Source organism: Corynebacterium sp. TAE3-ERU12 (genome assembly GCF_019209905.1).
Classification (GTDB): domain Bacteria; phylum Actinomycetota; class Actinomycetes; order Mycobacteriales; family Mycobacteriaceae; genus Corynebacterium.
In genome coordinates, this window is the sequence record NZ_JAHUTM010000003.1 from 295,867 (window position 1) to 314,847 (window position 18,981).

At 60.6% G+C, this 18,981-nt stretch carries 18 protein-coding genes; 12 read left to right on the forward strand and 6 right to left on the reverse strand.

The features are described 5' to 3' along the window. Window positions 1-6 precede the first annotated feature (6 nt). On the reverse strand, window positions 7-972 hold the full coding sequence (locus KRX51_RS09230; protein WP_218362841.1) for an L-lactate dehydrogenase: 966 nt from the start codon (window positions 970-972) through the stop codon (window positions 7-9). Window positions 973-1,151: 179 nt separating this feature from the next. On the opposite strand from KRX51_RS09230, the gene KRX51_RS09235 reads away from it, so the two are divergent. Further along, a complete protein-coding gene (locus tag KRX51_RS09235; protein WP_218362842.1) occupies window positions 1,152-2,945 on the forward strand; it encodes an alpha/beta-hydrolase family protein in 1,794 nt (597 codons plus the stop codon). A gap of 59 nt (window positions 2,946-3,004) precedes the next feature. Beyond that, entirely contained in the window at window positions 3,005-3,202 is a 198-nt protein-coding gene (locus tag KRX51_RS09240) for an antitoxin (RefSeq protein ID WP_218362843.1), read from the forward strand. Window positions 3,203-3,265: 63 nt separating this feature from the next. Here KRX51_RS09240 and msrA read toward each other — a convergent pair whose 3' ends face one another. Then, window positions 3,266-3,931 (reverse strand): peptide-methionine (S)-S-oxide reductase MsrA, encoded by a 666-nt coding sequence (gene msrA, locus KRX51_RS09245; RefSeq protein WP_218362844.1) that lies wholly within the window; start codon window positions 3,929-3,931, stop codon window positions 3,266-3,268. A gap of 169 nt (window positions 3,932-4,100) precedes the next feature. Between msrA and KRX51_RS09250 the strand changes: the two genes are divergently transcribed. The 6 genes from KRX51_RS09250 (at window position 4,101) to yidC (ending at window position 10,639) form a co-directional block, all read left to right on the forward strand. Further along, entirely contained in the window at window positions 4,101-4,703 is a 603-nt protein-coding gene (locus KRX51_RS09250; RefSeq protein WP_218362845.1) for a superoxide dismutase, read from the forward strand. 127 nt (window positions 4,704-4,830) lie between these two features. Beyond that, complete coding sequence (locus KRX51_RS09255) at window positions 4,831-5,694, forward strand: crotonase/enoyl-CoA hydratase family protein (protein ID WP_218362846.1); 864 nt, start codon at window positions 4,831-4,833, stop codon at window positions 5,692-5,694. Between the two features lie 143 nt (window positions 5,695-5,837). Continuing rightward, window positions 5,838-6,590, forward strand: coding sequence for a DUF6474 family protein (locus KRX51_RS09260; RefSeq protein WP_218362847.1), 753 nt, complete (start codon window positions 5,838-5,840; stop codon window positions 6,588-6,590). Between the two features lie 198 nt (window positions 6,591-6,788). Beyond that, window positions 6,789-8,534 (forward strand): alkaline phosphatase, encoded by a 1,746-nt coding sequence (locus tag KRX51_RS09265; RefSeq protein ID WP_370625084.1) that lies wholly within the window; start codon window positions 6,789-6,791, stop codon window positions 8,532-8,534. Between the two features lie 477 nt (window positions 8,535-9,011). Then, window positions 9,012-9,359: an Lsr2 family protein gene (locus tag KRX51_RS09270; protein ID WP_218362848.1), complete on the forward strand. Its 348-nt coding sequence runs from the start codon at window positions 9,012-9,014 to the stop codon at window positions 9,357-9,359. A 110-nt stretch (window positions 9,360-9,469) separates the two neighbouring features. Beyond that, on the forward strand, window positions 9,470-10,639 hold the full coding sequence (yidC, locus tag KRX51_RS09275) for a membrane protein insertase YidC (RefSeq protein WP_218362849.1): 1,170 nt from the start codon (window positions 9,470-9,472) through the stop codon (window positions 10,637-10,639). Here yidC and KRX51_RS09280 read toward each other — a convergent pair. The 4 genes from KRX51_RS09280 to KRX51_RS09295 all read right to left on the reverse strand — a co-directional run bounded on the left by KRX51_RS09280 (window position 10,581) and on the right by KRX51_RS09295 (window position 13,917). Continuing rightward, window positions 10,581-11,207, reverse strand: coding sequence for a TetR/AcrR family transcriptional regulator (locus KRX51_RS09280; RefSeq protein ID WP_218362850.1), 627 nt, complete (start codon window positions 11,205-11,207; stop codon window positions 10,581-10,583). The genes yidC and KRX51_RS09280 overlap by 59 nt on opposite strands. A gap of 184 nt (window positions 11,208-11,391) precedes the next feature. Then, complete coding sequence (locus KRX51_RS09285) at window positions 11,392-11,679, reverse strand: GlsB/YeaQ/YmgE family stress response membrane protein (RefSeq protein WP_218362851.1); 288 nt, start codon at window positions 11,677-11,679, stop codon at window positions 11,392-11,394. A gap of 204 nt (window positions 11,680-11,883) precedes the next feature. After that, the gene (locus KRX51_RS09290; RefSeq protein ID WP_218362852.1) at window positions 11,884-12,789 is read right to left on the reverse strand and encodes a universal stress protein; all 906 of its coding nucleotides are present in this window, start codon (window positions 12,787-12,789) and stop codon (window positions 11,884-11,886) included. Between the two features lie 117 nt (window positions 12,790-12,906). Then, window positions 12,907-13,917 carry an LLM class flavin-dependent oxidoreductase gene (locus KRX51_RS09295; RefSeq protein WP_218362853.1) on the reverse strand — a complete coding sequence of 337 codons (1,011 nt, stop codon included), beginning with the start codon at window positions 13,915-13,917 and terminating at the stop codon, window positions 12,907-12,909. Window positions 13,918-13,961: 44 nt separating this feature from the next. On the opposite strand from KRX51_RS09295, the gene KRX51_RS09300 reads away from it, so the two are divergent. The 4 genes from KRX51_RS09300 to KRX51_RS09315 are packed head-to-tail and all read left to right on the forward strand — an operon-like array spanning window position 13,962 to window position 18,634. Then, window positions 13,962-14,918: a pseudouridine synthase gene (locus KRX51_RS09300; RefSeq protein ID WP_218362854.1), complete on the forward strand. Its 957-nt coding sequence runs from the start codon at window positions 13,962-13,964 to the stop codon at window positions 14,916-14,918. A gap of 12 nt (window positions 14,919-14,930) precedes the next feature. Further along, complete coding sequence (locus tag KRX51_RS09305; protein ID WP_218362855.1) at window positions 14,931-15,755, forward strand: ABC transporter ATP-binding protein; 825 nt, start codon at window positions 14,931-14,933, stop codon at window positions 15,753-15,755. Then, window positions 15,752-18,391, forward strand: coding sequence for an ABC transporter permease (locus KRX51_RS09310; RefSeq protein ID WP_218362856.1), 2,640 nt, complete (start codon window positions 15,752-15,754; stop codon window positions 18,389-18,391). Before KRX51_RS09305 ends, KRX51_RS09310 begins: the two co-directional genes overlap by 4 nt. 42 nt (window positions 18,392-18,433) lie before the next feature. Beyond that, window positions 18,434-18,634 (forward strand): hypothetical protein, encoded by a 201-nt coding sequence (locus KRX51_RS09315; RefSeq protein ID WP_218362857.1) that lies wholly within the window; start codon window positions 18,434-18,436, stop codon window positions 18,632-18,634. Window positions 18,635-18,981: the final 347 nt, after the last annotated feature.

Here is an 18,981-nt window from a genome sequence, read left to right on the forward strand (position 1 = left end):
TTCGGCCTAGTCGGCGGGCTTGGTTTCTTCCCAGAACCGGCCCTGCACCTCACGCAAAGTGTGGACCGACTTAGCGAATAGGTCCGACTCATGCTCGTCGAGCTCGAGCTCAACCACGCGGCGAATGCCCTTTCGGTAAATGATGGCGGGAGTGCCGATATAGATGCCTTCCTCACCGTATTCACCCCGGAGCAGCGCAGAGACCGGCAGCGCGACTTCCTGGTTCTGCAGGATCGCGCGGGTGATCCGGGCAAGGCCCATGCCGATGCCGTAGGAGGTGGACCCCTTCGCGTCGATAATTTCGTAGGCGGCGTCGCGGGTGCGCACGAAGATTTCCTCAAGCTCCGGGCCGAGCTGCGGGTTTTCTTTGAGCCGTTTGGCGAGCCCGACGCCGGCGATAGTCGCCCCGGAAAGGGCGGGCAGTTCGGAGTCACCGTGCTCGCCGACGATATATGCGTGCACGCTCATCGGGGAGACCTTGAAGTACTCGCCCAGCATGTAGCGGAATCGGGCGGTGTCTAGCACAGTGCCGGAGCCGATGACGCGGTGGGCGGGCAGGCCGGAGAATTTCCACGTGGCGTAGGTGAGGATGTCGACCGGGTTGGTGGCCACCAGCATGATGCCGTCGAAGCCGCTGTCCATGACGCTGCCGACGATTTTTTCGAAGATCTTGAGGTTCTTGTCGACCAGGTCGAGGCGGGTTTCGCCGGGCTTTTGGGCGGCGCCGGCGCAGATACACACGATGGCGGCGTCTTCGCAGTCGGCGTAGGTGCCGCGGGTGACTTTGGTGCGCGACGGGGCCCACACCACGCCATGGTTGAGGTCCATGACGTTGCCTTCGGTTTTCTTCTCATCGATGTCGATAATGGCCAGGTGGTCAGCGATTCCCTGGTTGACCAGGGCGTATGCGTAGGCTACCCCGACGTCACCAGCGCCGATGAGAACGACTTTATTTCCGACGGATACCTTCACGGCTCCACCCTTCTGAGCCTGCGCGCCGACGGTGGCCGGACGCGGGCTCGTGTTCTAGTGGTGTTATTCCTCGTCAATTATGCGACTGGGAGAGCGCTTCTGGCTAGGTCGGCAACAGTCAGTTAGCGCGATATTCACTCAGTCCACGAGTAGGTGAAGTATCTGTCATAGTGAGGGGCATGGATCTGTTGGGCGCATTTCGTCGCGGCTCTGGCTTTTTCGCCGAACATGCCGCTTCAGCGACGTTATGGGCCTCCGGTTCAGGATGGCGCCATCCGCTGGCTGCCCCCGGTTTTGTTGGTGCGGAGATTGCTTCCTGGGCGGCGTTTACGCCCTCGTTGATGCCCCGGCCGTGGTTCTCCACGGCGATGACGACGTATTTTGCGCAGATCAGTGGGCACCTTGTGGGTGTGGCCAGTGGGTATGCGATCCGCAATATCCGTCGGCGGTTCAATATCACTCCGCTGAGTAAGCGCATCATCCCTGATGATCGGGCCCGGCGCGGCGTGATTTCCGCTGGTCACGCTGCGATGACGGCGGCGACGATCGGGATTTGGATTCGTTCTATTGGCCAGCAGCGCACTATCGCTGCCTTGGTGGAGTATGACGAGACAGCCTCGGCTCGGTACCAGTTGGCTGGCACGGTCGTAGGCACTGGGGCCTTTGCGGCAACCCAGGGTTTTACTGCGGCGGTGGAGTTCATTTATGACGAGCTGACTGCTTTATTTCGTCCGCGGTTGCCGCGTGGGGTGGCCCCGGCGGCGGCTGGCGCTATCGTCGGCGGTGCATTAGCTGCGACTGTGGACTTGCTGGTGGCGCGGCGGATCACCGAACGTTTATCCCGGAATGCGGCCCGGCTGAACATGCTGGTGCTGGGCGGTTATACCCAGCCGTGGGAGCCGACCCGTTCGGGTAGCCCGTGGTCATTGGAGCCGTGGCATGCCTTGGGGGCGCAGGGGCGCAGCGTGGTCTCCGCTGGGCCGCGCGCGAATGATATTGCCGCGGTAACGGGGGCAGATCCGCTGGATATTTTCGAGCCGATCCGGATTTATGCCGGAAAAAATCCTGGCCGTTCGTTGAATGCGCAGGTGGAGTTGGTGATTCGGGAGCTGCACCGCACCGGTGCGTTCCGGCGGGATCATCTGGTGGTGCACACCACTACCGGCACCGGCTGGGTTCCCCAGTGGGCGTTGTGCGCGGTGGAGTTTTTCAGTCGCGGCAATTGCGCCCAGGTGGCGCTGCAGTACTCGCATCTGCCGTCGCCGGTGGCGTGGCTGGCTGACCGGAAAACCCCGATCACTGCGGGCCGGGCATTATTTGAGCGGATCTATGAGGAGTGGTCGCAGCTGCCGGCTGATTCCCGGCCGCGGTTGACGGTGGCTGGGGAGTCCTTGGGCGCAGTAGGTGGTCTTGGGGCTTTCGATGATCCCGGGGAGTTGGTGGACATTGTTGATGGGGCGCTGTGGACGGGCACCCCGGCGTTTACGCCTATTTGGCGTGAGTTCACAGAGCATCGTGATGCTGGTTCCCCGGAGATCGCCCCGGTCATTGATGGCGGCGAGCATGTGCGGTTCGCAACTCGGCCGGAGGAGTTGTGGGAGTCCTTCCACGGGCGTGATTTGGGTGAGTGGCAGTACCCGCGGGTGGCGTTTCTGCAGCATGCTTCGGACCCGATTGTGTGGTGGGATACGCCACTGTCATTCCGTCGCCCGGATTGGTTGCGGGAGCGCCTGGGCCGGGATGTGATTTCGTCGATGCGCTGGTATCCGACGGTGACTTTCTGGCAGGTGCTCATCGACGGTTTGACCAGCGTGAACGTCGGCAGTGGGCATGGCCACCGCTATGAGGAAGATGTGGTGACGGCTTGGGGTGCGGTCCTCGGCGCGATTGATACTGCCGAGGCGGCGCAGCAGCGCGCGGATGAGGTTGCGCGCATCCAGGAGTGGATTCGGTCAAATACTGCTGGGAAGTAAGCTGTGGTTGTCGCTAGTGTGGTTTTCGCACAGTGTCACCAATAATTTAGGAGTACAACATGGGTTTCCTCGATAAGGCCAAGAACAAGGCCCAGGAATTCGCTTCCGATAACCCCGACAAGGTTGAGAAGGGCCTGGATAAGGCCGGCGACGTCGCCAATGACAAGACCGGCGGCAAGTACGCCGACAAGATCGAGAAGGGTCAGGACATCGTTTCTGACAAGCTCGGTAACGGTGAGGCTGACGCCAAGAACTAAGCTGGCGCAGCAAAGCGGCATGTGGGGTGCATTCAGCACCGCTCACATGCCGTTTTTTATTGTCTAATTCCAGTTGATTTCGCAGGCCACGCCGGTGCCGTGGTGCGGGCAGTAGCCGCCGGGGTTTTTCTGTAGGTACTGCTGGTGATAGTCCTCAGCCAGGTAGAACTCGCCGGCTGGGGTGTCGGCCAGGGGCTTAATTTCGGTGGTCAGTTGGTCATAACCAGCGTCGGCAAGCCGTTCGGCGTAGGCCTCGGCGACGTGGCGGGCCAGGGCGGCGTCGTGCTCGTCTGTGGTGTAGATGGCGGAACGGTACTGCGTGCCGACGTCATTGCCTTGGCGGTATCCCTGGGTCGGATCGTGGGCTTCGAGCGCGGCCTTGAGTACGTCGGTAAGCGTGGTGGTGTTGGTGTTGAAGATGACCTGGACGATTTCGGTATGCCCGGTGCGGCCGGTGCATACCTCTCGGTAGGTGGGGTTGGGGCTAAAACCGCCGGCATAGCCGACGGCGGTGGATTCGACGCCGGGGAGGTTCCACATCAATTTTTCGGCACCCCAGAAGCAGCCCATGCCCAGCCAGACGCGGTTTTGGTCATCCTTCCAGGGTTCGGCGATAGGTGTGCCGAGCACGGTATGTGGTGCCGGCTCGGGCAGCACCGGGGCGCTACCGCCGCGCAGTGCAGTGTCGGCGGTGACCATCTGTGGCGTGTTTGTGAAGTTCCATCCCATGGGCCCATCCAACCGTGAATTGGCTCAGATAGCAGCTGTGCAGGGGTAGCACAGGGGTGAGGGCTATTTACCAACAATCTAGGCAATTACGTACATACATCCTTGCGTTATTAGTTGGGTTAGGTACCATCGGCGTCTATCACGAAATAGATCTGCAGGAGGATCACCCATGGCTATTTACGAACTTCCCGACCTGGATTACGACTACGGTGCCCTGGAGCCTCATATCTCCGGCGAAATCATGGAGCTACACCACTCCAAGCACCACGCCAATTACGTCAAGGGCGCCAACACCGCTCTGGATAAGCTGGCCGAGGCCCGCGATAACGGCACCGTCGGTGACATCGTTACCGCCACCTCGAAGGACCTCGCCTTCAACCTGGGTGGACACACCAACCACTCCATCTTCTGGAAGAACCTCTCCCCGGAAGGCGGCGACAAGCCCACCGGTGAACTCGCTGCCGCCATTGACGACCAGTTCGGTTCCTTCGACAAGTTCGTCGCCCACTTCTCTGCTGCCGCCACCGGCCTGCAGGGCTCCGGCTGGGCCGTGCTTGGTTATGACCACATCGGCGGTCGCCTCGTTATCCAGCAGCTGACCGACCAGCAGGGCAATATCTCCGTGAACCTGACCCCCCTGCTGATGCTGGATATGTGGGAGCACGCCTTCTACCTCCAGTACAAGAACGTCAAGGCCGACTACGTCAAGGCCTTCTGGAACGTCGTCAACTGGGCCGACGTTGCCGAGCGTTTCGCTAAGGCCCGCGGCTAAAGCTTTTCGCTTTTCTCGGATAACCCCGGCTGCCTGCTCATGCAGGCCGCCGGGGTTTTGCCGATCGGTGAAACTTCTTCGCGGATTTGGTAAATGAACCTCCGTGCGAGTCATTAGGCTGCCTGCCATGCCGAATAATTCCGGAACTGTCCGCTTGAGCTGGGAGTGCATTGATGGCGCCCGCATCGCCGTGGTGACCCTGTCGCGCCCCGATAAGCTCAATGCCCTCACACTGACGATGCTGCGCCAGCTCAGCGATATCTCCCGCACCCTGAAACAAGACCGCGAGGTCCGGGCGGTCATTATCGAAGGCGACGGCCCCTCATTCTGTGCTGGTTTGGACTTCGGCAAAGCACTGTCTCACCCCACTGAGGCTTTCCGCGGCTTCATTCCCGGTTGGGACGGCGTCAATATTTTCCAGCGCGCCTGCTGGGGGTGGCGTCGAGTCCCGGTTCCCGTCATCGCCGCAGTCCAGGGGCACTGTTATGGCGGCGGTCTGCAAATCGCGCTCGGTGCCGATATCCGCGTCACCGCTCCGGATGCGAAATGGTCCGTGCTGGAGGGCCGGTGGGGCATTATCCCGGATATGTCCGGGATGCGGCTGATAACCGACGCGGTTGGGCCGGGCCAGACCACGTGGCTGGCCATGTCCGCGGAGGAAGTAAGCGGGGATCGCGCCGCTGAGATCGGTTTGGCAACGCACCGTGCCGAGGATGCAGATAGCGTGTCGGCCCGCGCCCGCGAGTTGGCTGTGCAGCTGGCGCAGCGCTCCCCGGATCAGCTTGCTGGGGTGAAGACGCTGATGCGCAATGCGCACCGCTCCCCGCTGGCGACCTTCCGTCAGGAGCGTCTGGTGCAGGTCGGCCTGCTGCTGCGGGAGAACACAGGCCGTGCGCAGCGGGCGACGCTGAATAAGGTCGCTCCGGTCTTTGCTCCGCGAGCTACCTGGTCGGCTCGACTGACCGGCCGGAAGAAGTCCGCGAAAAAGTAATTCCGGGGCATAATTGGCTCCATGCACGGTGATCGTTGACGAGCACGGCTTACAGCTGGGGCGTTTGGCGGTTACCCTTAGTAACGAAATCTGCGCAAGTACGTGCGCGGGCTACTCACAGAGATGACCAGAACAGGATTTCCATGAGCTTCTTGGGCGATATCCGCGACCGTCGGCGAGAGAATAAGCGAGTGCTGTCGGAGGTGCGCACGAAGGCTAAGGCTGAGGCGAAGCACACCGCAAAGCTGGTGCGTGAGGCTTATAAGGATGAGCAGAAGGCTCGTCGGCGCCGCGTGAAGGCCGAGGAAAAGGCCAACGTGCGTGTGGCCAAGGCTGAGTCCAAGCGCGATAAGAAGGCTCTGAAGAAGCTTGACAAGCTGCAGAAGAAGCAGCACAAGCAGGATCAGAAGGCCGTGAAGGCCAAGCGTAAGCACCAGACCAAGATGGCTGAGAAGGCCCTGGAGCACCAGAAGAAGGCCCAGTTCAGCCCGACTAAGGCTCGCGGCTGGGCGATGGCGACCCGCACTCTGGTTCCGGTTGCCGCTCCGCTGTTCTACCTCGGTGCTACCTGGGTGCAAAACCGTGGCCAGGCCCACCAGGCCCAGCGTGTTGGTGTTTCTGCTGAAGAGGCCGCTCGTTTCGGTGGTCATGGTGCTGCGCTGTTGGCGCGTGCCGACGCTGTGCGCAAGTCCATTGAGCGTTTGCGGAAGTCGTCGGTCTCTAATGCCAGTGGTTTCGCCAATGATGCTGAGGACCGGGTGGGCGTGATTGAGGACGCTATCCGCAATGCGGACCACATGCCGCCGCGTCAGCGTGAGCGCGCTCATGACGCGATCCGCCGTGAGCTTGATGGCATCGATGCCGAGATCCTCGCCAAGTTGGGTATTCGCCCCTAACGTCGGCCACGTCGGGAGACCGACCGCACCGCCTGGGGAGCACCCCTGGGCGGGCCCAGGCACCTCGTTGATCCGAGGTGCCTTTTCGCTAACCGGAAGGTTAGCGGCACATGAATTCCCGGCTAACTCACCCCCGGAACGGCTTTACGAGTTTTGTTCCGAGTTGTTCTAATTCAATACAACAGGTGCAATATCTTCGTGACTATCGAAGATCTCCAGCCCAGCCCTGCCCATAGTCGGTCTGCCGCAGCCCCCGGCACCGGACTCACCCGAACCACAACGTCACGGCGCAATGTCTTACGCGTCGGCGGTGCCGCCGGCATCGCGGGACTTATCCCGGTTTCTGTCCTTAGCCCCGCCGCAGCGACCACGCCGGATTCTGCCGGCAATGCCGACACCACCGGAGACCACCAGGTTTTCCAGCACGGTGTTGCCTCCGGAGATCCGCTTCCCGACGCTGTCCTGATCTGGACCCGAGTCACCTCGCACGCCGACGACCGCCCCGGCGCGGGCGTCGGTAAGCCGGTGAACCTGGTCTGGCAGGTATCGTCCGACGATTCATTTAGCGACACCCTCGCCTCCGGCACCGTCACCTCCGACCCGGGTGCCGACAACACCGTCAAAATCGACGCCACCGGACTTCCCGCCGATACCTGGATGGCCTACCGCTTCGTCGTCGCCGACGGCCCCTACGCCGGCCAGGCGGTTATCGGATACACCCGCACCGCTCCGCCATTCGGCGCCGCCACGGATTATCTCGGCATTGCCTTGACCTCCTGCGCCAACTGGGAGGCCGGCTATTTCAGCGCCTACCGCGATATGGCCGATGACCCCGATATCGACCTGGTGATGTGCGTCGGCGACTATATCTACGAGTACGGCACCGAGGAATACGCCGGAAAGCTTGGCCCCATTCGGGTCCACCAGCCCACGCACGAAATTATTTCCCTGGCCGACTACCGCCTGCGCTACGGCACCTACCGCACTGACCCGGACCTGCAGGCAGCCCATGCCGCTAAGCCGTGGGCAGTGACCTGGGATGACCACGAGGTCGCCAATGATGACTGGGCTATGGGCGCGGAAAACCACTCCCCAGAAACCGAGGGCGACTATATCCAGCGCCGCAACGCCGCTTTGCAGGCTTATCTGGAATGGATGCCGGTGCGCGCCACCGCGCTGAAAGACGGCGGACACCTCTACCGGACCCTGAACTTCGGCAATCTGGCGGAGATCGTCATGTTGGACCTGCGTTCCTACCGCGATCAGGCCCCGGAGTTTAAAAATATCGGCGATACCGACGATGAGAGCCGCACCATGCTTGGCTCTGAGCAGTTCAGCTACCTCGCCAACCGGTGGACCACCTCGGATGCGCAGTGGAATTTGGTCGGCAATTCGGTGATGTTCACCCCGGTACTCATTCCGCCGATGGACCCAGAGGTCACCGGTGCGGTCACAGAACTGCTGGGACTTCCCGAGCAGGGCGTTCCCTATAACCTCGACCAGTGGGACGGCTACGCCGCTGAGCGCCGCCGGGTCATCAATCTGATGGCGGACAAGGGCCTGGACAACGTCATCTTCCTCACCGGTGATATCCACTCCTCCTGGGCCTGCGATGTGCCCATCCAGCCGGCGACGTACCCGGCTTCTGGGGTGGCTGCTGCAGAGTTCGTGTGCACCTCCGTTTCGGCGCCGAATATTGACGACATCGTCAAACTCCCGCAGCGCAATCCGATTAGCCTGGCGGCTGAGGCCGGCTTGGGTGGGGCGAACCGACATTGCCGGTGGATTGAATTCGATCACCACGGCTACGCCAAGATCACCGTAACCCCGGATGAGGTCCGTGCGGATTACCGTCTTGTGGAAGACAAGGCACTACAGAATCAGCCGCTCTACACAGCTGCGAGCTATGTGAAGCACCGTGGTGAAAACGTTCGGATGATCTAACTGTTCATCGCGCTGTCCACGCTGCCCCCCGACACATACCCCGGTGTCGGGGGTACTTTTACCCCCGATGACATAAGTAAAACGCATGCACGTCGACCTATGCGGCTGTGTGCAGGTAGTTCCACATGGGTTATCGGCATCGCTTCTCATTGCCCCACAGCACTACCGTTGCACAGGCCCCGACAAGACATAAAGCCGCTGTTCACAACGGTGCGGGAAAAACCTAAGGGTCATCGGGGCCGTGCCCGGCCCCCGCTAAGCATTGGCGTAGATTCTACGCTTATTACAAAAGCTATTTCTGAACCTCATTTCCAAATGAATACAATACTGGCGCCACAAAAATTGGTCCCAAAATAGATTGGCACTATCAACTTATTTGCGAAACAATGGGCTACATACCGTCCGATCGACGCAGAGGGTTGTAACAACCCACCGATCGCGCACGATTAGCACTACGAAAGGCTTACGGAGGTAGACATGGCACGCAAGGAAATCATTCGCTATATCGACGATATCGATGGCTCGACGCTCGACGATGATCAGCGCAAGGTCGTCCGATTCGGCTTCAATAATCAGGACTATGTTCTCGACCTTTCCCCGGCAAATGCCGCTAAGTTCGAGGAAGTTCTCAAGCCCTATGTGGAGGCCGCCACTCCGGTCGACCCGCAGCCCAAGCAGCGCCGGGGCAGCAAGTCCAATAACGCCACCCGCACCCGCAACCGGATTATCCGCCAGTGGGCCAAGAATAATGGCTTCGACGTTGCTGACCGTGGTGCCCTGTCCAAGAGCATCATCGAAAAGTACGAAGCTTCGCACCGGAGCTAATAACGTCACTTAGCGCGCCTAGACACCCCAGGCACACCATGCTGTAAGGCATCAGTTATGGCCAGGGGTGTCTGTGGCGCGTTTCGGCTTTTTCGGCAAGGATATAGGCAATGGGCATCGTGACGTTCGCGCTGAAGATTGTGTTCTTCCCGCTGATCCTCATTGGCACCATCTTTGCCTACCCGGTGTCACTTCTGCTGCGAATGTGGCACTGGTTCTTTTCCGATATCGCACATCTCGATGCCTCTACTGCGTGGATTCTGTCGATTCTGTGCCTTGTCGCGATGGTCCGAATAGCACTATTGCCGTTGGCATACCGGGCGTACTCCTCAGGCCGGAAAATGGTTCTGCTACGCCCGAAAGTGCGCGCCCTGCTACGGCGCTACCAGTACTACGGGGACCCGGACGCCCCCAAATACCTGAAATGGGCCCGGGAGGATTTACAGCGCGAGTCCGGTGTCAATGCCCGTATGGGCTGCTTGATGCCACTGATTCAGCTGCCGATTCTGCTCGGCCTGTATCGGCTTATCCGTATGATGTCGCGTGCCCCAGCCAATGGTGAGGCACCGCATTCAGTGGCTTTCCTGCCCGCCGATCAAGTAGCGGAATTCATTTACTCCGATTTGTGGGGTGTCCCGCTATCGACGTATATCTCGATGCCAACTGAGGTGTTGGCCCGGTTCGATATTTCTCGCGACGAGGTCAAGGCGCTTGCTGTGCCCATGATTCTCATTGCCACGGTGCTTACCACCAGCAACCTTATCTACAGCCAGATTCGGTCACGCCAGACCCTAGACCGGGAATCAGCGTTTTCGCGTCGTCTTTTTGCCAGCGTCACCGGCCTGGCTGTTGTTGGCGCGCTGTTTCCTTTAATCTTCGGTTTCTTCGGCCCTGCGTCGATTGCGGTGACAATGTACTGGGTCACCAACAATATGTGGACCACTATCCAGGCAATCCTGCTGACCATTCTGGTAGACCGGCGGATGCCGTTGACCGACGAGTTCCGGGACTATAGCCGCAAGGTCAGAGCCGAGCGTAAGGCGCTGCGTCGCGCGCGCCGCGATGTCCGGGCAGCGGCGCGGGCCAATGAACTTGTTCGACTGCGTAAGGTCGCCCGAATGCGCGCCACAGTGGTGCGGATGCGGCCTAGCGAACAAGGCGAATTACCAACTCATGAGCCCACTGGGGTGCTGTTAACGGTGCAATGGCCACCGCAGGTGCCTAGTGGTCGGAGTACAGCAAGTCCCGGGCAAGGTCCCGGGCGGTCTGCAAGGCGGTAAGGTCACCGGACATTTTCGCCCCGGCGAGGCCACCGTCGAGGAAGACCATCAGCATATTGGCATGCAGTGATGGGGTAGGACAGGCACGTTCGGTCAGCAAGTCTCGGATGGTGCTGCTGACCCAGTCGCGATGTTTGGTGACGGTATTGCGGATCTCTCGTTCGGAATCTGTCTCCGGCAAGGGATATTCGCTGGCGGCGTTTTGGAAATGCGAGCCGCGGAAACCAATTTCGGGTTGCTCGGCGATACAGACATCGAAGAAGGCCAGGATGCGTTCTTCGGCGGTGTCTACGGATTCAGCGCGGGCGGTCCATGCGGCTCGCCACTGCTCATCGAGGCGCTCTAGGTAGGCGATGACGAGGTTGTCTTTAGAGCCGAAGAGGGAATAGAGACTGGCTTTGGCGACGTCGGCTTCGCGCAGGATGCGGTCGATGCCGATGACTCGGATGCCTTCGGTGGTGAACAGCCGGGTTGCGCCATCCAAGAGGCGTTCCCGAGGGCTGGGGCGATCTCGCCGGGCGCCTCGGGTGCCCTTGCCGCGTGTAGACCCAGCCACCGTGAAGACCATCCCTTCCGCCTATCCGACATGTATCTCGTAGTCGGCTGTGTTGCCGTACCCGTAGAGGCTACAGTCTAGCCGGGCGCGCGCCTGCCTGCGTCCACGGCACGACAACCAGGCTGTTTTTTCATAGCAAAACCCCGCCGATCAGGTCCGAAGACTCTGATTGGCGGGGTGTGCGCGAAGTAGTGTGTTACTTCTTGCCGGCGACCAGGCCGACGATCCACAGCAGGATGCAGGCGCCGAGGAGGCAGGTCAGGAAGGACCAGATCCAGCCACCGGAGCTGAGGCCAACCAGGGTCAGCAGCCAGCCACCGATGAAGCCACCGATGATGCCGACGACGATATTGAGCAGCAGGCCCATCTGAGCGTCGGTGCCCATGATCTTGGAACCGATCCAGCCGGCGAGACCGCCGATGATGATCCAGCCAAGGAAGCCGAGGGCCGGGGTGCCGGAGGCGGCGAGAATGAGAGTATCCATTGTGAAGTCCTTTCGTTAAGCGCGGATTTCCAGGTTGCGGAAACCACGTCGTTTCTTGAGCCAGTATAGGGTGATTAGCGTTAACTCCGATAACGGGAGGCTAACGATTCGACAATCGCCCGGAAAATTTATCTGGCCGGTATATACACAACGCGCCAGGGCGAAAAATTTCTCCCTGGCGCGGTGTTTTATTGCTTGCCGACGTTATTTCTTGTCGTCATCCTTCGGGCGCACAACCATCATCGGGCACGGGGATGCCTGCAGCAGGGCGCGCGACGTGGAGCCGAGCAGCATGCCACGGAAACCACCACGGCCATGGGAGCCAACCACCAGGAGCTGACCACCTTCAGCGGCATCGCATAGGGCGTGGACCGGGCGATCGCGGTTGACCTCCTTGGTCACCTTCACATCCGGGTACTTCTCAATCCACGGCTCGAGGCGCTCGGTGAGGATCTTGCGCTGCTCTTCTTCAACGGTCTTCCATTCCCGCTGGGCAGCGGCAAGACCTGCCAGGGAAGCCTGGACCTGCATATCCATCCAGGTGTGGACGGCGATGAGTTCCGCGCCGCGGGCGTCTGCCTCACGGAAGGCGTACTCAACGGCACGCTTGGACACACCGGAGCCGTCGACACCGACGACGATGGGGCCGTACTTGACTTCCTCGTTGACGTCATTGTCTTCGCGGACAACAACAACGGGGCAGGAAGCGTGGGACACCACAGCCGCAGAGACCGAACCCATCACCATGCCGGACAGGCCGCCGAGACCGCGGGAGCCCATCACCAGCATGGTGGCGTCCTCGGAGACGTCGAGCAGCATGTCGATGGGGCTGCCTTCTTCGATCTGGTGGGTGACCTCAATATCCGGGCAGAAGTCGAGGGCAACCTTCTTGGCTTCCTTGATCTTCTCCATGGTCTCGGTCTCGAGCTCATCGTAGAGTTCCTGCGGCGGAACCATACCCTCGGAGTAGAGGAACTGAGGCATGGAGTAGCTGCTGACCAGGCGCAGCGGCAATCCTCGCTTGACGGCGGTGTTGGCCGCCCACCGAACGGCGACCTTCGCAGCCTCAGAACCGTCGACGGCGCATACAATCATGTCCTGCTTGGGCATTGCTGCCGCTCCCTTCCGCGGAGCCGGTCGGCGGCTCCCACATTTGGTCTTTCGTATCCCCCACGTTACCCCCGGCGCAGACATACGGCTATCCCTCAGCAGGAGTAATTGGTGCCCCTATTGGGCGTGCCACACCTGTCCGAGGCGGGCAATTGACTCATGGCGCACCTGCGGGTCGTGCGCATAGGTGACTGTGATGAACTCATCAGCGCCGGTGTCATCAGCGAATTGCGCTAAACCATCGACCACCATTTCTTCGGTCCCGACGAAGGAACAACGCAGCGAAGCCTGCAGGGCTTGGCGGCCCCGGTCACTGGTCATGTCATAGGGAGTGCGCGTCGGCGGCGGCAGTTTCGCCCGACCGCCACGTTTGCGCAGCAAAATGAACATCTGCTCTGTCACTGAAAACTGATAGCGCGCTTCGGCAGCAGTATCGGCAACCAGGGTGTTGACCCCAACCATGACGTATGGCTGGTCCACCTGGGCAGTTGGGGCATCCGGATTGAACTGGTCGCGGTATATCTCCAGCGCCTCCGCCAGCTGGAATGGCGCGAAATGGGCTGCCATCGCCAGTGGTAGCCCCATCGCCGCGGCTACCGTGGCCCCGGCTGCGGAAGACCCCAATACGTAGATCGGCACGTTGGTGCCCTGGCCGGGGCAGGCGATAATCGGTGCCCCTGGCTGGGCTGGGCCAAGATAGTTGTGCAGCTGGCGGATATTGGCGACGAACTCGTGGATATCGGAGCCGCCGCGTTGCAGCTCCTGCGCGGTTGCGGGGTCAGTGCCCGGCGCGCGCCCGACCCCCAGGTCAATCCGGTCTGGGTAGATGGTCGCCAACGTGCCGTAGTCCTCGGCAACGCGCAGCGGCACGTGATTGGGCAGCATCACTCCGCCGGAGCCGACCCGAATCCGTTCGGTATTGCCCGCTATCTGGCCGACGAGGACTGCGGTCGCCGAGGAGGCCACACCGATGGTGTTGTGGTGTTCGGCAATCCAGAACCGTCGGTAGCCAGCATGATCAGCTGCTTGTGCGGCGCCGAGGGTGGCGCCGATAGCGTCGGCAGGCTCGCTTCCTTCGGAAACAGGGGCGAGGTCGAGTACGGATAGCGGTACACGGCGTGCGGTCATGGTTCCTGTCTACCCGCTGTCCAGCCGGGCGGTAGTCTGCCGTCATGAGTCCTGCCCGCCGACGTGCCACGCCGCTGCCGATCCGCGATGGGCTCAATGCTTCGCGGGTGCGCTGCCCAGAGCCGGGGGCGACGGCATTAGCGCTGATTACGGCGGCGGTGGAAGGCCAGCAGCACCGACATCCCGACGATGATGCTGCCGCGATTGCGCGTCGCTTTGCCGACGGACTCGTTGTGGACAATAAGGGACGTGCAGTTGCACCACATCAGCCGCTCAAACCGGGAACTGACCTGTGGTTTTATCGGATTCCTGCCCCAGAGCCACAGATCGCCGGGCCGATGCCAATCATTTATTCGGACGCTGATTTGGTCATCGTCGATAAGCCACCATTTCTTGCCACTACTCCGCGGGGGAGGCATATCACTGAAACCGCGCTGGTGCGGTTGCGCAGGCACCTCGATGAGCCAGACCTCGTCCCGGCGCACCGGCTAGACCGGTTGACCTCGGGGGTGTTGGTATTTGTGCGCCGCCCGGAGGCGCGACGCACCTACCAGCAACTATTCACCACGCCCGGTGCGGTACTGAAGATCTATGAGGCGCTCGCCCCAACTCCGCCAACACCTATCTGCGATGGCACCGAGATTGCGACGCGGCAGGACAAGGTGCGCGGTGTGCTGCAGGCATTCACGGTGCCTGGGCAGCCCAATGCACGCACAGTGATCGAATCAGTGCGTCCCCTCGCCGAGGACCCACAGGTGGCGGTGTGGCGACTGCGGCCACTGACGGGGCGCACGCACCAGTTGCGGCTGCATCTGTGTGAGTTGGGCTGCCCGATTATTGGTGACCCCCTGTATCCGACAGTAAGCGCCGTGGCGGATGAGGACCCGACCCAGCCCATGCACTTGGTCTGCCGCGAAATGCGGCTAACGCATCCGGATTCGGGTGATTCTGTACACGTCAGAGCTTCCCGTCAGCTCCATGTGCCAACACAGCAGGGATGAAATACTGGCGGTATGACGTCATATAGTTACCGCGGTGCGGATGAGCATGATCGCAACCAGGCCACATCCGGTCTAGACGATTCCCCAGGCCGGCATGCCGCCCCGCACCGTCGGGCTGCGGCTACTGCCCGTGAGCTGGTGAAACGCTATGGCGAGGGAGATACCGCCGTCATGGCCCTGGATAATGTTGACGTTGAGTTCTTCGAGGCGGAGTTCACCGCCATTATGGGCCCTTCCGGTTCGGGTAAATCGACGCTCATGCACTGTATGGCCGGGTTGGACGCACCTACCTCCGGCACTGTGCGGATTGGGGACACGACACTGACCGGGCTGTCCGATAAAGAGATGACAGCCCTGCGCCGCGACCAGTTGGGCTTCGTCTTCCAGTCCTTCAATCTGGTGCCTACCCTCACCGCCCGGGAGAACATCACGTTGCCCAGCGATATTGCGGGCCACAAGCTGGACCCGGATTGGTTCGACGATGTGGTGCGCAGGCTCGGCCTGTCCGGTCGGCTGGATCACCGGCCGGCGGAGTTGTCCGGCGGCCAGCAGCAGCGGGTGGCTTGTGCGCGTGCGTTGGTGGGCCGACCACAGCTGGTTTTTGGTGATGAGCCGACCGGCAACCTGGACTCTAATTCTTCCCGCGAAGTCCTTAATATTTTGCGTTCGGCTGTTGATGAGATTCATCAGACAGTGGTGATTGTGACGCATGACCCGGTGGCTGCCTCATGGGCGGATCGTGTGGTGTTTCTTGCTGATGGTCGCATTATTGGTGACCTGCGCCACCCCACTCGGGAGACCATTTTGAAGCACATGACCTCGATTGAGCAACGATGAGCCGTTCCCCGATGCGCACGATTAGTCTGCGCAACCTCGCTGCCCATAAAGTGCGCCTGGTGCTCACCGTGTTGTCGGTGGTGTTGGGCACTGCCTTCATTACCGGCGCGCTGGTGTTCACCAGTTCCTTATCGGCCACTTTCGATGACATGCTCGCTGGTGAGTACGAGGGCGTGGACGTGGTGGTGCAGCCACCTCAGACCGACCCGCATGTGCTTTCCGACGAGCGGATCGCCGCTATCGAGGCGTTGCCGCAGGTGGCCCAGGCCCGCCCGAAAACGGGTTTGGACAGCATTATTGTCACCGATAGTGCGGGCAAGAAGGTCGGTTTCGCCGCCACGCAGCCACATGGGGAGCCGTTCAACGACACCACTATCGCCGGCCAGCGGCAGGAGTTTATCTCTGGGGTGGCTCCGCGGGAGGTCGGTGAGGTGGCCATTAATGAGGCCGCCACGAAGGACACTGCGCTCGATATCGGGCAGACCATCACGGTAGTGACGGCGAAGGACCGGGCCGAGGTGACGATCTCGGGCATTATTGCTGATTCTGATGCTGTCGCCCGGCCGGAGGTGCTGCTCACGCCGCAGCAGTGGCGGAGTCTGTACACCGATGGTCAGTCGGTGCCGATGCTGTTGGTGCGTGCTGCTGATTCTGCTTCTGCCGCCGATGCTGAGCAGGCGATTGTGTCTGCGAACCCGGATTTGGAGATTGAGACCGGCGCTGCCCGGGCTGAGCGCACCAGTGCGGCTATCTCAGAAAGCCTGGACTTCATTAACTACTTCCTGGTGGCCTTCGGCCTGATTGGCCTGGTCACGGGCGTATTTATCATTGCGAATACCTTTGCGATGTTGGTGGCGCAGCGTATTCGGGAGTTTGCGTTATTGCGCTCGATTGGTATTTCCCGCTCGCAGTTGACTCGGTCGGTGATTGTGGAGGCCGCACTTGTCGGCCTGGTCGGTTCCCTTATCGGTGTGGCCACAGGATTCGGCTTGGTGTACGCACTGACCTGGTTGCTTGAGGAGACCGTCGGCATGGTCTCGACTGGTATCTCGTGGGACTGGTCGTCGATTCTTATTCCGGTTATCGCCGGGGTGCTGATCACCGTTATTGGTGCGTGGGCGCCGGCTGCCCGTGCGGGCGCTACCCCGCCGGTGGCGGCGATGCGTTCTGGGGACCATTCTTCGCAACCGTTGCTGGGGCGCACTGTTGCCGGCGCGGTGGCTTTTGTGCTCACCGCCGCGCTGATTGTTATTGCGTTAACGACCATGCCTGCCGAAGAAACTGCGCAGCGCGCCAGTGTGGTCGGGATCGCCGCACTGTTGGCCATTATTGGTGCGTGGCTGACGGGCCCGGTGTTGGCGTCGATTATTGCCTCGGCGATCGGCAAGGTCGTCGGGATGCCATTTGGGGCGACGGGCCGGTTGGCTTCGACGAACTCGAAGCGCAATCCACGTCGTGCGGCTAGTACTGCTTTTGCATTGACGTTGGGGCTTGCTCTGGTTGCGTCGGTCGGCATGCTGGGCGCGTCGATGAAGGCGTCGTTATCGGACTGGATTGACGAGAATTTGAAGGCCGATTTTGTGGTGGCCGCCCCATTCGAGTCGCAGATGAATATGCCCCTGGGAACTATTGATGCGGTGCGGGCCACCGACCATGTGCAGCACACGGCTTCGACGTATTTGGCTCCGGGACTGTTGTTGTCACCGGAGGAGGCTGCTCAATTAAGTCCTGATGAGTTGCCGCGATTCGATGGCGCGGCTGGGTTGACGACGAGTATGCAGACCTTCTTCGATGGCGATTTGGGTTTTTGGTATTCGCTTACCCCGGAGTCGGGGGATATTGATTTAAGCAAGCCCGACGCTGGTGTGGCGATAAATTTGCGTGTTGCGGAAAGCCGTGGCTGGTCTGTTGGCTCCCCTGTTGTGGTGGTGACGCCCTCAGGTATGGCGCAGACGACGGTGACCGGTACGTATGACAGCCCGACGGCCCCGACGATGATTTCTACCGAGGTGGCGAAGTTAATTCCGGGTGTGAATCCGGAAGCCCGGCCGGCGTGGCTGATTCCGCGGGAGATTTATGTGGCCGTTGACGGTGGTGTGGCTACCGGGGCTGGTGGCATATCCCTGAATCGGGCGATTGAGCGTGCTCGCGGCCCACTGGAGGACTCGGTGGAGCAATATGTGGTGCCGCAGGTATCGGACCGCAACCAGTATTCCGACTTGGCTACTGGTGGTGTCGATAGCATGCTCACCATTGTGTATGGGTTGCTTGGTTTAGCGATTGTGATTTCGGTGCTGGGCATTCTGAATACGTTGGCGTTGTCGGTGATTGAGCGCCGCCAGGAAATTGGCATGTTGCGTGCTATTGGTATGCAGCGATCGAGTCTGCGGCTAATGGTGACATTGGAGTCAGTGCAGGTGGCGATTTTTGGCGCCCTACTCGGTGCTGTCCTGGGCTTGGCCTTGGGGTACGCCTTCTTGTCCGTGGTTTTTGATGCCACCGAGGATATTCGGGTGCCGTGGGGCTTATTGGCCACGATGATTATCGGTTCCGGTGTGGTGGGTGTTCTGGCTGCGCTGTGGCCGGCTATTCGGGCGGCGAAAATCCCACCATTGGCTGCCATGGCCAACGAATAAAAGCTCTGCAGGCAACACTGTGATTCGAGAAAGCTGCCACTTATGAAGTATCACCTGATTGCCGCATTGATTCTTTTCGTCGGCGCGGCTGCAAATATGGCACTGGGTTTCCATAGTGTGGCTGCCGGGGCGGCAGCGTCTGCGGTGACTTTTGTGTGTGCTGCGGTGCTGTTGTTGTTCTTCGCGTGGTGGCAGTTCGGCAAATATAGGCGCCACGGTGGTGGCGACCATAAGAAGCAGTAGCGCGTCTTGAGAATAGGACGTATTCGCTCACGATCACACGAGTAAGTGAAGTCCTAAGTTTGAGGGCTTTGTGGTGCACACAGAACCTATGGCGCGGGCTGTTTACCCCGCGTGAGCGAGGCTGTTCAGATAGTCCTTAACGAGAGTCGTTATGAGCTCATGTCGTCGACGATGCGGAGTGGATGCCGTCGATCCCTTGGCCAAGTGTGGGCCAGAAAGAGGGGGTGTGGGTATAGGAAATGCCCCACGCACCACCATGACGGCGGTACGTGGGGCATAACCATATTCTTTGTTTAAGGGCCGGCGGTGACCTACTCTCCCACACCCTCCCGGGTGCAGTACCATCG

Bases quoted from the DNA above. Each gene is read 5' to 3' on its own strand.
- KRX51_RS09310 (WP_218362856.1), top strand. From the start codon at position 15,752: ATGAGCCGTTCCCCGATGCGCACGATTAGTCTGCGCAACCTCGCTGCC.
- KRX51_RS09270 (WP_218362848.1), top strand. From the start codon at position 9,012: ATGGCACGCAAGGAAATCATTCGCTATATCGACGATATCGATGGCTCG.
- KRX51_RS09285 (WP_218362851.1), bottom strand. From the start codon at position 11,679: ATGGATACTCTCATTCTCGCCGCCTCCGGCACCCCGGCCCTCGGCTTC.
- KRX51_RS09250 (WP_218362845.1), top strand. From the start codon at position 4,101: ATGGCTATTTACGAACTTCCCGACCTGGATTACGACTACGGTGCCCTG.
- KRX51_RS09240 (WP_218362843.1), top strand. From the start codon at position 3,005: ATGGGTTTCCTCGATAAGGCCAAGAACAAGGCCCAGGAATTCGCTTCC.
- KRX51_RS09305 (WP_218362855.1), top strand. From the start codon at position 14,931: ATGACGTCATATAGTTACCGCGGTGCGGATGAGCATGATCGCAACCAG.
- KRX51_RS09300 (WP_218362854.1), top strand. From the start codon at position 13,962: ATGAGTCCTGCCCGCCGACGTGCCACGCCGCTGCCGATCCGCGATGGG.
- KRX51_RS09315 (WP_218362857.1), top strand. From the start codon at position 18,434: ATGAAGTATCACCTGATTGCCGCATTGATTCTTTTCGTCGGCGCGGCT.
- KRX51_RS09255 (WP_218362846.1), top strand. From the start codon at position 4,831: ATGCCGAATAATTCCGGAACTGTCCGCTTGAGCTGGGAGTGCATTGAT.
- KRX51_RS09280 (WP_218362850.1), bottom strand. From the start codon at position 11,207: ATGGTCTTCACGGTGGCTGGGTCTACACGCGGCAAGGGCACCCGAGGC.
- KRX51_RS09290 (WP_218362852.1), bottom strand. From the start codon at position 12,789: ATGCCCAAGCAGGACATGATTGTATGCGCCGTCGACGGTTCTGAGGCT.
- KRX51_RS09295 (WP_218362853.1), bottom strand. From the start codon at position 13,917: ATGACCGCACGCCGTGTACCGCTATCCGTACTCGACCTCGCCCCTGTT.
- msrA (WP_218362844.1), bottom strand. From the start codon at position 3,931: ATGGGATGGAACTTCACAAACACGCCACAGATGGTCACCGCCGACACT.
- KRX51_RS09260 (WP_218362847.1), top strand. From the start codon at position 5,838: ATGAGCTTCTTGGGCGATATCCGCGACCGTCGGCGAGAGAATAAGCGA.
- KRX51_RS09235 (WP_218362842.1), top strand. From the start codon at position 1,152: ATGGATCTGTTGGGCGCATTTCGTCGCGGCTCTGGCTTTTTCGCCGAA.
- yidC (WP_218362849.1), top strand. From the start codon at position 9,470: ATGGGCATCGTGACGTTCGCGCTGAAGATTGTGTTCTTCCCGCTGATC.